The sequence below is a fragment of the Sediminibacillus dalangtanensis genome (genome assembly GCF_017792025.1).
GTDB lineage: Bacteria > Bacillota > Bacilli > Bacillales > Amphibacillaceae > Sediminibacillus > Sediminibacillus dalangtanensis.
In genome coordinates, this window is sequence record NZ_CP046956.1 from 4,033,101 (window position 1) to 4,046,440 (window position 13,340).

13 protein-coding genes and 1 tRNA gene are annotated in these 13,340 nt (G+C 43.3%); 11 read left to right on the forward strand and 3 right to left on the reverse strand.

Translation table 11 applies throughout. The features are described from left to right. Positions 1 to 84 precede the first annotated feature (84 nt). The 6 genes from spoVT (at position 85) to ERJ70_RS19605 (ending at position 7,622) form a co-directional block, all read left to right on the forward strand. Positions 85 to 618 carry a stage V sporulation protein T gene (gene spoVT, locus ERJ70_RS19580; protein WP_209366377.1) on the forward strand — a complete coding sequence of 178 codons (534 nt, stop codon included), beginning with the start codon at positions 85 to 87 and terminating at the stop codon, positions 616 to 618. 417 nt (positions 619 to 1,035) lie between these two features. Next, positions 1,036 to 1,875 (forward strand): glucose PTS transporter transcription antiterminator GlcT, encoded by an 840-nt coding sequence (glcT, locus tag ERJ70_RS19585; RefSeq protein WP_209366378.1) that lies wholly within the window; start codon positions 1,036 to 1,038, stop codon positions 1,873 to 1,875. 180 nt (positions 1,876 to 2,055) lie between these two features. Next, complete coding sequence (gene ptsG, locus ERJ70_RS19590; protein ID WP_209366379.1) at positions 2,056 to 4,098, forward strand: glucose-specific PTS transporter subunit IIBC; 2,043 nt, start codon at positions 2,056 to 2,058, stop codon at positions 4,096 to 4,098. A 197-nt stretch (positions 4,099 to 4,295) separates the two neighbouring features. Beyond that, the gene (locus tag ERJ70_RS19595) at positions 4,296 to 5,906 is read left to right on the forward strand and encodes a putative polysaccharide biosynthesis protein (RefSeq protein ID WP_209366380.1); all 1,611 of its coding nucleotides are present in this window, start codon (positions 4,296 to 4,298) and stop codon (positions 5,904 to 5,906) included. Beyond that, positions 5,890 to 7,335 carry a bifunctional methyltransferase/pyrophosphohydrolase YabN gene (gene yabN / locus ERJ70_RS19600; RefSeq protein ID WP_209366381.1) on the forward strand — a complete coding sequence of 482 codons (1,446 nt, stop codon included), beginning with the start codon at positions 5,890 to 5,892 and terminating at the stop codon, positions 7,333 to 7,335. The genes ERJ70_RS19595 and yabN overlap by 17 nt, the downstream gene beginning before the upstream one ends. Positions 7,336 to 7,364: 29 nt before the next feature. Beyond that, positions 7,365 to 7,622, forward strand: a complete 258-nt coding sequence (locus tag ERJ70_RS19605) for an RNA-binding S4 domain-containing protein (RefSeq protein WP_026568993.1) — start codon at positions 7,365 to 7,367, stop codon at positions 7,620 to 7,622. Positions 7,623 to 7,673: 51 nt separating this feature from the next. Here the strand turns inward: ERJ70_RS19605 and ERJ70_RS19610 are convergent, their stop codons facing one another. After that, positions 7,674 to 8,333, reverse strand: a complete 660-nt coding sequence (locus tag ERJ70_RS19610) for a type 1 glutamine amidotransferase domain-containing protein (RefSeq protein ID WP_209369578.1) — start codon at positions 8,331 to 8,333, stop codon at positions 7,674 to 7,676. Between the two features lie 269 nt (positions 8,334 to 8,602). Between ERJ70_RS19610 and rsgA the strand changes: the two genes are divergently transcribed. After that, entirely contained in the window at positions 8,603 to 9,649 is a 1,047-nt protein-coding gene (rsgA, locus tag ERJ70_RS19615) for a ribosome small subunit-dependent GTPase A (protein WP_209366382.1), read from the forward strand. Between the two features lie 186 nt (positions 9,650 to 9,835). Here the strand turns inward: rsgA and ERJ70_RS19620 are convergent, their stop codons facing one another. Further along, positions 9,836 to 10,387 (reverse strand): DUF4871 domain-containing protein, encoded by a 552-nt coding sequence (locus ERJ70_RS19620; protein WP_209366383.1) that lies wholly within the window; start codon positions 10,385 to 10,387, stop codon positions 9,836 to 9,838. A 342-nt stretch (positions 10,388 to 10,729) separates the two neighbouring features. Between ERJ70_RS19620 and yabP the strand changes: the two genes are divergently transcribed. The 4 genes from yabP (at position 10,730) to ERJ70_RS19640 (ending at position 12,494) form a co-directional block, all read left to right on the forward strand. Beyond that, entirely contained in the window at positions 10,730 to 11,032 is a 303-nt protein-coding gene (gene yabP, locus ERJ70_RS19625) for a sporulation protein YabP (RefSeq protein ID WP_209366384.1), read from the forward strand. Continuing rightward, positions 11,029 to 11,628 (forward strand): spore cortex biosynthesis protein YabQ, encoded by a 600-nt coding sequence (gene yabQ, locus ERJ70_RS19630; protein WP_209366385.1) that lies wholly within the window; start codon positions 11,029 to 11,031, stop codon positions 11,626 to 11,628. The genes yabP and yabQ overlap by 4 nt, the downstream gene beginning before the upstream one ends. 8 nt (positions 11,629 to 11,636) lie before the next feature. After that, on the forward strand, positions 11,637 to 12,017 hold the full coding sequence (locus ERJ70_RS19635) for an FtsB family cell division protein (RefSeq protein ID WP_209366386.1): 381 nt from the start codon (positions 11,637 to 11,639) through the stop codon (positions 12,015 to 12,017). A 72-nt stretch (positions 12,018 to 12,089) separates the two neighbouring features. After that, on the forward strand, positions 12,090 to 12,494 hold the full coding sequence (locus tag ERJ70_RS19640; RefSeq protein WP_209366387.1) for a S1 domain-containing RNA-binding protein: 405 nt from the start codon (positions 12,090 to 12,092) through the stop codon (positions 12,492 to 12,494). A gap of 624 nt (positions 12,495 to 13,118) precedes the next feature. On the opposite strand, the gene ERJ70_RS19645 is transcribed toward ERJ70_RS19640, so the two are convergent. Further along, positions 13,119 to 13,192, reverse strand: a tRNA-Met gene (locus ERJ70_RS19645). Between the last annotated feature and the right edge of the window lie 148 nt (positions 13,193 to 13,340).

Consider the following 13,340-nt stretch of genomic DNA (forward strand, 5'->3'; position numbering starts at 1 on the left):
CACAACTGGTTATTTCTGCTTAATGTTACCGATGGTGGAAAGAGAACCAGAAAGATCATCAAAGAAAGTGAGGCTACACAGCAGATGAAAGCAACAGGAATTGTGCGTCGAATTGATGATTTAGGCAGAGTAGTGATTCCAAAAGAAATAAGAAGAACGTTAAGAATTCGAGAAGGGGATCCGTTAGAGATATTCGTTGACCGGGATGGAGAGGTTATTTTGAAAAAGTACTCCCCGATCAGTGAGTTAGGCGACTTCGCAAAAGAATATGCGGATGCACTGTTTGATTCTCTAGGATCTCCCGTACTTATATGTGATCGTGATGAATTCATAGCTGTTGCCGGTGAATCCAAAAAAGAGTATTTAAGTAAAAACATCGGTTCGCAAATGGAGAAAGCAATGGATGAGCGTAACCTGGTGACGGAAACAGATGCGTCTGTCGAATTCGTAGAGGGAAGAGAGGAAAACATTGCTTCCTATGTGCTAAGTCCGATTATCGCAAATGGCGATCCAATTGGATGTGTCATGGTCATGTCGAAAACAAAAGGTGATTTAGGCCCTGTAGAACAAAAGGCTATCGAAACTGCTGCCGGATTTCTGGCAAGGCAAATGGAATAGCGGAGTGCTCATTGGGTATTGCGTGTAAGGCGGATTGGCATAAGGGAATATTCCTTGTGTCAGTCCTTTTTTGCTGTATAGGAAATGATAAATTTAACTGTCTGTGGATCATTATTGGCTGAAACAGCCACGTCCAGCTCCAGCGCCTACCCCCTCGAGGTCTTAAGCCCACCCTCGGTGTGGCAAAAAGCGCCACGCCGAGGCTGTTCTTAAGCTTGTCGGAGGCCCCAACGATGTGGGTCATGCAGGCGTTGCCACAGGACGTGGCGGCTCTAGCCTGTACGCCTTTAAACAGCCGCTTGCGCTTTTGTCCTGAGGGGAAGGATTTGTATAAATAAATTCACTTGTAAAAAGATTTGCATAGCATTACGATAGACAAAGGTTAAGGGAATTGCAGGAAAACAGGGAGAGAAAAGCATGGAACAGCTATTGATCGATAAAGTCTTGAATAACAATGTGGTCATCGCAGAGCACGAAGCCTACAAAGAGGTTGTGTTGATCGGAAAAGGAATCGGTTTCAACCGAAAACCAGGGGATCGTATTTCGGTTGATAAGGCGGATAAAACTTTCCTATTGAAGGATGAAAAGGAAAAGGAACAATACGTTAATCTGCTCCCTTATATTGATAAAGCGTTACTTGATTTTATGAATGATGTCATGTTGTTTATCGAAGAGAGAATGGGGAAACAACTTAATGAGCACATTCACGTAGCGCTAACAGACCATATTGCTTTTGCAGTCAACCGGGCAAAAAAAGATATGAACTTTTCTAATCCATTTTTATTTGAAATCGAGGCCCTCTATCCAAAAGAGTATCAGGTAGCAGTGGAAGTAGTGGAGAAATTGAAGAGGCAGACAAACGTCGATTTTCCGGAAGGGGAAATAGGTTTTGTCGCTTTGCATATCCATAGTGCTGTGACGGATAAGTCATTACGGGATATTAATCAGTATCACCAGTTGATCACCACCATGATTGAATTGATTGAAGACAATTTGGATATCAAGCTTCAGAAGCAGGACGTCAATTACTTTCGTCTGATTCAACATCTTCACCGGGCTATTGACCGTGTCCATAAAGGAGAGGCGTTGGGAAGGGAAAAGAAGTTGGCGGATATGTTGAAAAAAGAATATCCCGTATGCTATAATCTTGCTTGGAAGTTAGTCAAGGTCATGCAAAAACAATTACATCGATCCGTGGATGAATCGGAAGTACTTTATTTAACGATTCATTTACAGCGCTTAACCAATAAATCCTAATCATTACGTGTAACTGATTCGATCAGGCATGAGTATGAAGAGATTTTCAGGTTATCTTAAGGGATAAGTATATCCTTTTAACCTGAATCTTGAATACTCATGCCTTTTTTATTTGTCTTCCTGAAAACGTTTTAGGATAGATTGGTTAGCAAAAATCAAAATACTTAGGAGGGTATTATTATGTTCAAAAATGCTTTTGGCACGTTGCAAAAAGTCGGTAAAGCACTAATGCTGCCGGTAGCACTGCTCCCAGCGGCAGGTATTTTGCTTGCATTTGGTACAAGCTTTGCCCAGGATACCTTTGTGGAGAAGGTTCCTTTCTTCGGGACCCCTTGGGTACAGGAAATTTTGGCTGTAATGGCTGAAGCAGGTGGTGTCGTTTTTGATAACCTGCCGTTGCTATTTGCGGTTGGTGTAGCCATCGGACTTGCCGGCGGGGATGGAGTAGCCGGACTAGCGGCGATCATTGGTTACTTAATCATGAATGTCACCATGGGGGTTTTCGGGGACGTAACACAGCAAATGGCAGAGGATAACCCTGCTTATGCCATGGTGCTCGGTACGCCGACTCTTCAAACCGGTGTGTTTGGAGGGATAATAGTAGGGTTATTAGCCTCCTATATGTATAAGAAGTTTTTCAATATTCAACTCCCACAGTTTTTGGGCTTTTTTGCTGGAAAACGGTTTGTGCCTATTGTCACTGCGTTTTCAGCCTTGATTCTAGGAATTATCATGTTATTCATATGGCCATATGCTCAGACAGGTTTGAATGCTTTATCCCATTTCATGCTGGAAACAAACAGGACACTGTCGACATTTGTTTTTGGTGTTATTGAAAGAGCATTGATTCCATTCGGTCTGCATCATATTTTTTATTCGCCATTCTGGTTCGAATTCGGTTCCTATACGAACGCGGCTGGCGAGATTGTCCGCGGTGACCAGACTATCTTCTTCGAGCAATTAAAAGATGGTGTCGATGAATTTACAGCTGGAACATTCATGGTTGGTAAATTCCCGTTCATGATGTTCGGTCTTCCGGCAGCTGCTCTGGCCATTTATCATACTGCTAAGCCGGAACGTAAAAAAGTAGTAGCAGGTATAATGGGATCTGCAGCTTTGACGTCTTTCCTGACGGGTATTACGGAACCTTTAGAGTTCTCTTTCTTATTCGTAGCACCCGTTTTATTCGGAATCCATACAATATTTGCTGGACTATCATTTATGACGATGCAATTACTGAATGTGAAAATAGGGATGACCTTTTCCGGTGGATTGATCGACTTCATTTTATTCGGGGTCATGCAAAATAAAACCCCATGGTGGTGGGTCATCATCGTCGGTCTGGTTCTTGCGGTCATCTATTACTTTGGATTCCGCTGGGCAATTCTTAAGTTTAACCTTGCGACACCAGGACGGGAAGATGAGGCCGCGGACGAGGACGATGGAGAAGAAATCGGAGACTTGCCATATGAAATCCTTTCTGCAATGGGTGGAAAAGAAAACATCACCCACCTTGATGCTTGTATTACTCGTTTGCGGGTCAGTGTCGATGATAAAAATGAAGTAGATAAAAACAGGTTGAAGAAGCTTGGTGCTTCTGGCGTGATGGAAGTAGGTAATAACATCCAGGCAATCTTCGGACCCGTTTCCGACAGTTTGCGCGGTCAGATGCAGGATATTATAGATGGAAAAACACCGAGATCAAAAGAAGACGTTTCGCAAATCATCGATAAAGCAAAAGATGCGGAAGAAGCACCTGTCGATTTGAGCAATCTGGAATTTGCCAGCCCGTTAAGCGGGGAAATTCTTTCCATCACCGAGGTGCCTGATCAAGTATTCTCCGGTAAAATGATGGGGGATGGCTTTGCAATCAAGCCTGACCAGGGAACGATTGTGTCACCGGTAAACGGGAAAGTACTGAATGTCTTTCCGACGAAGCATGCAATTGGCTTGCAGGCAGATAACGGAACAGAAATCCTGATTCATATCGGAATAGACACCGTGAAGTTAAAAGGAGAAGGATTTGAGGCCAAAGTCCAAGAAGGTGACTTTGTTGAACAAGGCCAGCCGTTGATGGAAGTCGATTTGGACTATATTGCAGAACATGCAGCTTCCACTGTTACACCAGTCGTATTTACGAATTTGGAAGAAGGTCAGGAAGTTACGTTGAAGGCTTCAGGTCAAGTGAACGCAAAAGACAAAGATATCGTGACGATACAGTAAGGAATATAACGAAAGGCTCCACCATGGTTATCGGGGTGGAGCCTTTTTTTTCCAATTACGTCCTTTACAAAAGCCGAAGGGTGAACGTAATCCTTTTCCATCTGTATGGATATGGGAAAGGATACCGCTATGCTATAATAGCAGAAGAATTTCTAATATGGGCATTAGCCATACTATATGATGCAAAGGACGAAATAATGGAAGAAATACAACCTACCAAGCAAATGTTCAAAGGAGCTCTCCTGCTTACTGCTGCAGGATTGATCAGTAAAATTTTGAGTGCAGGTTACCGTATCCCCTTACAAAATATAACGGGAGATGTCGGTTTTTATATTTATCAACAGATTTATCCTTTTTTAGGAATGGCTTTCATGTTGTCTTTATATGGCTTCCCGGCAGCTATCTCCAAATTGGTGGCGGAAGAACGAGAGCGTGGTTTCCCGCTTTCCTTCCGTTCTTTTTATGGCCCAATCATAAGTTTATTAGTCACCATCAACCTGCTGCTGTTTGGAGCGCTGTTTGCTTTAGCCCCTCAAATTGCAATGGCCATGGGAGACAGCCGGTTAACAGACCCGCTGCGGATCGCAGCCGTGCCGTTTTTATTTATTCCGTTTTCCTCTATTGGCAGAGGAGTTTTCCAAGGGCTGAATGATATGAAACCAACAGCTGTCTCACAGGTAGTAGAACAGGTAGTAAGAGTGACTGTCATTTTAGTAGTAGCGATCGTCCTGGTAAATCAAGGACGTAATTTGTATGAAATTGGTTCCGGAACAGCTGCGGGTTCATTGATGGGTGCTTGTGCAGCTGTTCTGGTATTGTCTTTTCTATTCATCCGAGAACGCCCTTGGCAGATGCCACAATCCGATGCTTCCGTTCCGTGGCGGAAATATATCCGGACGATTCTCCTCTATGGGATGTTTATCTGTTTAAACTATATGATGTTTTTGTTGATCCAATTCGCAGATGCTTTCACCCTTGTTCCGAATTTACTCGATTACGGGATGACGCGTCAGCAGGCGATGGAATGGAAAGGCGTTTTTGACCGGGGCCAGCCGTTAGTTCAATTGGGAACAGTGCTGGGTTCGTCGCTGGCACTGGCACTGGTGCCAACAGTAACAAAACAACAACTCCAGGAACGGCCAGGTGAATTATCCGATCATGTAAAAAGTGCCTGGAACTTCAGTTTACTCATAGCAGCTGGAGCGGCTGTGGGATTGATTACGATATTTCCTTACGCGAATATACTATTGTTTGAAGATACTGCCGGGACGGGCAGTCTGCAAATCTTAGCACTATCTATCTTGTTTACTTCACTGGCTTTGACCCTGTCCTCTATTCTGCAGGGACTGGGGGATATCCGACTGACAGCTGGTATCGTCTTGCTCGGTGTGGCTTGCAAATGGTTGTTGAATGAGCTGTTGGTGCCGATGTGGGGAATTGGCGGAAGTGCTGTTGCAACTGTATTGGCTGTGAGCATCATCCTGCTTCTGAATTTCTTTCAGTTAAAGCGTAGACTTCCGTGTGTGCGCCTACTGCACTTCAGGTGGTCCGCACTTGGCATCTCGCTTGTCGGAATGGTCTTATTTCTTTATGGATTGGACAGAAGTCTGGGGAAGATCATTCTGGGAGGTCCCCGAATTGATTATGTAGCGTATACGCTTATAGCCTGCTTAGGAGGGGCCGCTATCTATATCTTTTTGCTGATCAGGCTGCATGCATTTAACGAAAAAGAACTGGAAGCACTACCTTTGGGCAGGTATTTAATCGGCCTAAATAAAGGAGGAAATAAACATGGCAAACAACGTTGAAATCATTGGTCTGGGTGCAGGCGACATTAATCAGCTCCCCTTAGGGATTTATCGAAAACTGATAGACCATAAGGAGCAAATCTATGTGCGGACGCTTGATCACCCGGTGATCGAACACTTGAAACAAGAGGGTGTCACGTTTGCTTCTTTTGATGAAATATATGAGAAGAATCAGGAATTTTCTTCCGTGTATGAGGAAATTGCAGCTCTTCTTGCTGACGCGGCTGTCAAACACGATGTCATCTATGCGGTTCCCGGTCATCCGATGCTGGCGGAAAAGACAGTCCAATTGCTGTTGGAAAACGACAAGCTCCATGTAAGTGTCACTGGTGGGCAAAGCTACTTGGATGCACTTTTTACTACATTACGTATTGATCCCATTGATGGGTTTCAGTTTGTTGATGCAAACTCCTTTAAACGTAATGAATTGGAATATCGTCACCACATTGTTTTTTGCCAGGTGTACGATGCGTTTATTGCATCTGAAGTAAAATTGACCTTGTTGGAGGATCTTTCTCCGGAACATCCTGTTACAATCGTGGAGGCTGCCGGCAGCAGCCAGGAAAAAGTAGTGACCATCCCGTTGGTAGAGCTGGATCAGTCTGCCCGTTTGAGCAACCTGACCAGTGTTTATGTAGCACCAGTGGCGGATACAGCATTAAACCATCACTTTTTCCGATTAAGAGAAGTAATTGCGCAACTAAGAGGGCCAAACGGATGCCCGTGGGATAAGAAACAAACCCATGAATCATTACGGCAGTATTTATTGGAAGAAGCCTATGAGTTCATTGAAGCGGTGAATGCTAAAGATGATGAGGCGATGATCGAGGAAATCGGGGATGTCCTGTTGCAAGTAATGCTGCACAGTCAAATTGGAGAAGATGAAGGATTTTTTACCATTGATGACGTAATTAGTACATTGACCAATAAAATGATTCGCCGTCATCCTCATGTATTTGGAGAAGCTATTGCCGACACAGCTGAAGAAGTGGTGGATAACTGGCAGAAAATCAAAGCGGAAGAGAAACAGGCTGCACCATCCCTGTTGAGTGGAATTCCAATAGAATTACCGCAGTTGACCGCTGCCGAGGAACTGCAAAAGAAAGCAGCAAAGGTGGGATTCGATTGGGGAAATGCCGAGCCGATTTGGGAGAAGCTCCATGAAGAGCTCGAGGAATGGCGCGAGGCGATCAAAGAGAAAAAACACGAGGAAATCGAAAAGGAATTCGGAGATTTCTTATTTGCTATTGTGAATCTAGCCCGCTATTATAAAATCAACCCGGAACTTTCTTTAAACCGGACGAATACCAAGTTTCGCGACAGGTTTGCCTATATAGAAGAACAAACGGCTTTAAGCGGTAAGAATATGGGCGATATGACCCTCGAGGAATTGGATCATTATTGGAATGAAGCAAAGAAAATGGAATAACAATATATAAAAGGAAGTGACGAAGCTAGATGCGATTAGATAAGTTTCTTAAAATATCAAGGTTGATCAAGCGCCGGACATTAGCCAAGGAGGTCGCCGATCAAGGACGAATCACGATAAACGGCAATCAGGCTAAGGCAGCTTCGAATGTGGCAGTAGGAGATGAATTGACGATTCAATTCGGCCAGAAGCTATTGACCATCCAGATTGATTCCTTACGAGAGGTCGTGAGGAAAGATGAAGCTGCTTCTCTGTATACCGTAAAAAAAGAAGAAGCAGTAAACTAAAAAACAGCAGCCCTCCGGAAAAACCGGGGCTGCTGTTTTTTTGGACTTTCATTAGTCTTCCAATGCTTCAACCACTTTTTCGGCGGTGCTTTTGCTTGATTGAGGGTTTTGACCTGTCACTAAATTACCATCACGGACAGAGTGATCCGTCCAGTTTTCTGCTGCTTCAAATAGTGCCCCTTTTTCACGCAGTTTCGACTCGAGCAAGAAAGGCATGTGTTGGTCCAACTGCATTTCTTTTTCTTCGGCGTCGGTAAATGCGGAAACCCTTTTGCCTTTTACAAGAGGTGTGCCATCTTTGTAGGTGGCATTCACGAGTCCGGCTGGACCGTGGCATACAGACCCGATGATATTACCTTGTTCTGCGAATTGCTGTAGAACATACAAGAGGGTTTCGTTGTCCGGAAAGTCGAACATCGTTCCATGGCCACCCGGAAGGAAAATTGCGTCGAAACCTTCGGCGTCTTCCTTGCTGAGCTTGGCGGTATCCTTTAACACCTCTTCGGCCTCTGCCCAATCAGGGCTTTTTTCGTCAATACTGTTTGGGTCCAGGGCTACTTCCCCGCCAGAAATACTGGTGACTTTCACTTCATATCCCTTTTCTTTAAATACTAAGTAAGGGACAGCAAATTCCTCCAACCATAATCCGGTTTTATGATCATCTGTTATGGTTGTGTGATTTGTTACCACCATTAGAACCTTTTTCGTCATCATGCCAACCTCCTAATACACTTACTTTTTCTAAAACAGGTTTATCTTATACGATGGAATCCTTTTCACCCAAATTTTTTGCTTTCTCGATTTTTCGGGCTGGGGACGGAGGTTTCTTCCTCTTTTTTGTGGTAGACTATCGACAACTAACAAAAGGAGCGTGATGTTTTATGAGCATGGTATCTCTAATGACCAAAACAAGCAGCCAAACAATCAAGGAGGATGCAGCTGGCTAGCAGGCAGTCCTCCCAATAACAGGAGGAAATTATTTGTACAATTTACAAGCACTTGGATACAGGGAGTTTTATGCAGAAGAGCATGGCAGCAAGGAAGGAAAGGTTGGCCGGATTGCGACGGCTTCCAATGGTATTTATAAACTGTTTGCCGAAGATGGAGAGCTTAGGGCGCATTTGAGCGGCAGGTTTCATCATCTCGCAGAGCATACAAGGGACTATCCTTGTGTCGGAGATTGGGTATTATTCCAGGAGATCGAAGAGGAAGACAAGGGAATTATCCATGAAGTGTTACAAAGGAGCAGTTTGCTATCAAGGCGTGCTGCCGGACCAAAACAAGAAGAGCAGTTGATGGCGGCAAATGTCGATACCGTTTTCCAGGTCAATGCGCTGAATCAGGACTTCAATTTGCGCAGAATGGAACGTTATCTCATGCAAGTTTATGAAAGTGGCGCCTCCCCTGTATTTGTCTTGACAAAAAAGGATTTGTGCGGGGATAAGGAAACGGATGAAAAGGTCCAGGCTGTAGAAGAGATCGCGTTCGGCGCGCCTGTCCTAGCAATTGATGCATTACATGAAGAAAGCCTGACGTCCTTAAATGAATACCTTCATGAGGGGAAGACCGTTTCTCTGCTCGGTTCATCAGGTGTCGGAAAATCAACCTTGATCAATCGACTGCTCGGCCGGGAGGTGCAGAAAACCCAAATGATCAGGGAAGAGGATGCGAAGGGGCGCCATACCACGACCCATCGGGAACTATTTCTCCTTCCAGGAGGCGGCGTGATTATCGACACGCCTGGTATGAGGGAGCTGCAGCTTTGGTCCGGAGAAGATGCTGCCGGTGAAACCTTCCAGGATGTCGAAAGGCTGGCTGGACAATGCAAGTTTCGGGACTGCCGGCATGAACAGGAACCCGGTTGTGCCATCCAAAACGCGATTGAATCCGGCGAGCTTTCAGCTGATCGCTATAAAAGTTATGTAAAATTGCAGCGTGAAGCCAAATTCCTGGATTTGAAAGAAAAATACGGAGCACATCGTGCAGCCAGAATGCAGGTGGAAGGTTTGAAAAAAGGGACATGGTAAGCAATATTTATGGAAAAATTCTGTAATAGCATTCATGCAAGTACTGCAACTAGAGAGAATATAATAGAGGGCGGAACATCCCGAATTTAATGTAAGGCTGGCTGTAATAGTCTTAGATGTGGAAGTCCCGATTCGACATAATGTCTTCTTCAGCTTACTTACCTTTCAGTTGAAGAAGACATTTTTTCATACAACCTCTACAACGATTTTTTCATATAATTCCCCGTCCATATACATGAGGATTTTCCATATCCCTGCTGATGGAAAGGTTAAAGTAGAGGGCATATTCACACTATCAGGGCTTACCGCCGCATCTTCAAAAAAGGTACTTGGGCCAGAAAGGATATTAACAGGCTTCTTCGTCCCCTTTTTTATGGCTTTTACTTCGACTGGTTTATTGTAGATGTTTTCTTTTCCGAAATAAAACCAAAAATATTTCTGGCTATCTTTGGCTATAATGGGAAATGGTCCGGTAAAGCCGACCGTGTCTTTGTTTCCCACAATCTCGTAAGAACCTTCTTCACCACTTTCATATTCAACCGAATAATGAAAAGTTGAAGACAAGTCCCAGTCATCTTCAGCCGTTGTCTTCTCATCCTCATTAGTGCTTTCTCGGACTTCATTTTCTTCCTTTGATTCTTTCCATTCATTCGAGGTCTTATCATTTGGGTTAGAAGTACAAGCGTTCAATGTCCCTACTGTCAGAAACAGAGATAAAAACAGCATATGTTTTTTCAAACGGAACACTTCCTTTCACAAGTTAGGTGATGAGTACACTACGGATTTCATTTCTTATTGCTATTTTCAACAATCCAACTTCATTAATCCAATAAAACAAACTTTTTCCATTACTAATCACCCTTTTAGATGAAAAGGGCGATAGTAAAGAAACCCTCCTTAAAGCGAGAATAATATTCGCATATTTTATTACTTTCTTTAATCAAAGTGGATGTCCTTCTTTTAAATGACTAATTAAGCTCGGTAAAGCATGTACTTGTTTATTAGTAGGTAATTTATTGAACATGTTCTATGCCTGTCCCTCTCTTCATACACATATAACGATAAAGGGAGGGCTGTACAATGAATTATTATGAAAAGGATCCTTCAGTTCGTGCTCCTCAGGCGGAACACCATATCAAAATGAATAATAGAAGGAATTTGGAAATAACGGGTGTCAAGGAAGTCGACAGCTTCGACAACGAAGAATTTCTTTTACAGACAGTCATGGGCTACTTGATCGTCCGCGGAGAAAATCTGCAGATGAAAAACCTGGATGTCGGAGAAGGGAATGTATCGATCAAAGGCAAAATATTCGAGCTTTCTTATTTGGACGAACACCATGGAGAGAAGGCTAAAGGGTTCTTTAGCAAGCTGTTCAAATGACTCTATCTGTTCAATTTGCAGCGATCTTACTCATGATGGCGGGAGGAGTGTACGTCGGTGCTGCCATCGACACCTTCCGCCGATTTGAAAGAAGCTGGAAGCACCGTGTTTTATTTTCTTATGGAATGGAAATCAGTTTTTGGCTGCTCCAGACATTGATCCTATTTTATTTATTATACAAAGTAAACCAGGGAGAATTGCGTTTTTATATATTTTTAGCGCTTTTGTGTGGTTTTGCAACCTACAAGGCACTATTCGAACACCTGTACCAACGTTTGCTGGAAAAACTGATCGGCTTCCTCATTGCGCTTTATCGTTTTTTTGCCCGTTTATTTAATGGGTTGATCATCCAGCCGATTATTTGGCTTTTCCGTTTGCTTCTTATGCTCTTGACCGGAATCGGGACAGTTTTAATATGGCTGCTAACGGTAATAGGGAAAGTGTGTGTGTTTCCTTTCCGGCTCCTTTTACAATTGATATGGATGCTGCTTCCGAAGGCTATAAAAAAATACTTACACACACTTGCAGGATTTTATAGTAAAATAAAGAATATGTTAAGAAAATGGCGGCAGTTTATGCACAAAAAAAGGAGGTAGCTGAGTAAGTGGCAAGAAGAGCAAAATCCGTGGCAAAAATTGATTCTCCTTATATGAAGCAATATGATGCCCAAGTAGAAAGACAAAAGAAAAAAAAGAAGCGGCTTTTCCGCCGATTGCTGCTATTCTCTATCGTGGTAGTTGTCGTTGTAGGCGGATTGGTAGCCTATCAGGTTAAACAACGGACGTTACATGCAGAAAAGCAGGAGCAGTTTCAGAAGCTGGAAAGGAAAATGACTTCTCTTAAAGAAGATGAAAAAGACCTCCAGGAGGAAATCCGGTTACTTCAAGATGAAGATTACGTGTTGGAAATCGCCAGGACAAACTATTTTTTCTCAAATAAAGGAGAAATTATTTTTGAACTCCCGGAGGAGGAGCCATCTTATTGACACGCATTTTACAGCTTATATATAATATATAAGTAGGATACTTTTAAAATTCTAAGGAGGAGCATTTTTTTTATGTCAATCGAAGTAGGCAGCAAGTTGCAGGGTAAGGTAACAGGGATCACTAATTTTGGGGCTTTCGTTGAACTGCCTGGTGGTTCAACCGGCTTGGTTCATATTAGTGAAGTTGCCGATAACTATGTTAAAGATATTAATGAACATTTGACGGTTGGAGATGAAGTAACGGTTAAAGTCATTAATGTCGAAAAGGATGGCAAAATTGGATTGTCGATCAAGAAAGCAAAAGATAATCCGAATGCCGGGCGCCGCAGAAATAATCACAAAAGTAATAATAACCGCGACCGCACGGAAAATTTTGAATCCAAAATGAACCGTTTCTTGAAAGATTCAGAAGACCGGTTGGCTTCTATCAGGAAGAATACCGAGTCTAAACGCGGAGGTCGAGGTGCAAAAAGATAAAACTTGCTGTCTATCGAGAGAGCTGTTAAATGAACTCTGTTACTAATATATAAAACGGATGCCATGCTTGAATGTATGGCATCCGTTTTTATTATGATTAGGTTTCTTGTCTCATATCTTGTTGCTTGTTAGTCGTCGCGACAAACCTGGAGTGTGATTCTTAACACCTTAAACAGAATAAGGAGGACTACGGCGCTGCGGAAATACCCTGCGCTTTCCGCGGGCGGCTGGTGAGCTTCCTCGAGCTGACGCTCTGCGGGATCTCACCGAGGCCTTTCCTCCCGCAGGAGTCTCCGGGTTTTTCCTTCGCTGGGACCAGTTTGCTATTTTTAAAGGAGAGTACTACCCTTTCCCGGTTGGAACGTCGACTCTTCATTTTACCAACAAATATTAGGTGAGGCTGTCTCCTGCAATGGCTTGAATGGAAATTTTCCTCTAGGGGCAACGCGTTCTCTCTCTACCGAAAAAATTCTCGAATTAAAAATGTTAAGCATTTCTTCATTGATCAAGGGAGCAATCGATACCAAGCTGCGGAAAAATGCGGGACTCCTGTGAAAAACACGTGCTTTTAGAAGCCTTATTATACATAAAAAAGGCGGCCCAAGGGCCACCTTTTTTGTGTGATAGCGGCGGAGGGGATCGAACCCCCGACCTCACGGGTATGAACCGTACGCTCTAGCCAGCTGAGCTACACCGCCATAAAAATAGAAAAAAACAATTTGTCCTCTATTGTTGAGGCACAAGTGATATAATACAATAGCATTACGAGACTGTCAATAAAAAAATCACAAATGTGTTTTTAAAAGAATAATTGAACAAAAAAAGGCTGCACATAAAAGGAACGGG

Coding starts and splice junctions, on each gene's coding strand:
- ERJ70_RS19595 (WP_209366380.1), top strand. CDS start 4,296: ATGGAAGAAATACAACCTACCAAGCAAATGTTCAAAGGAGCTCTCCTG.
- yabP (WP_209366384.1), top strand. CDS start 10,730: ATGAATTATTATGAAAAGGATCCTTCAGTTCGTGCTCCTCAGGCGGAA.
- ERJ70_RS19640 (WP_209366387.1), top strand. CDS start 12,090: ATGTCAATCGAAGTAGGCAGCAAGTTGCAGGGTAAGGTAACAGGGATC.
- ERJ70_RS19605 (WP_026568993.1), top strand. CDS start 7,365: ATGCGATTAGATAAGTTTCTTAAAATATCAAGGTTGATCAAGCGCCGG.
- spoVT (WP_209366377.1), top strand. CDS start 85: ATGAAAGCAACAGGAATTGTGCGTCGAATTGATGATTTAGGCAGAGTA.
- yabQ (WP_209366385.1), top strand. CDS start 11,029: ATGACTCTATCTGTTCAATTTGCAGCGATCTTACTCATGATGGCGGGA.
- ptsG (WP_209366379.1), top strand. CDS start 2,056: ATGTTCAAAAATGCTTTTGGCACGTTGCAAAAAGTCGGTAAAGCACTA.
- ERJ70_RS19610 (WP_209369578.1), bottom strand. CDS start 8,333: ATGACGAAAAAGGTTCTAATGGTGGTAACAAATCACACAACCATAACA.
- yabN (WP_209366381.1), top strand. CDS start 5,890: ATGGCAAACAACGTTGAAATCATTGGTCTGGGTGCAGGCGACATTAAT.
- glcT (WP_209366378.1), top strand. CDS start 1,036: ATGGAACAGCTATTGATCGATAAAGTCTTGAATAACAATGTGGTCATC.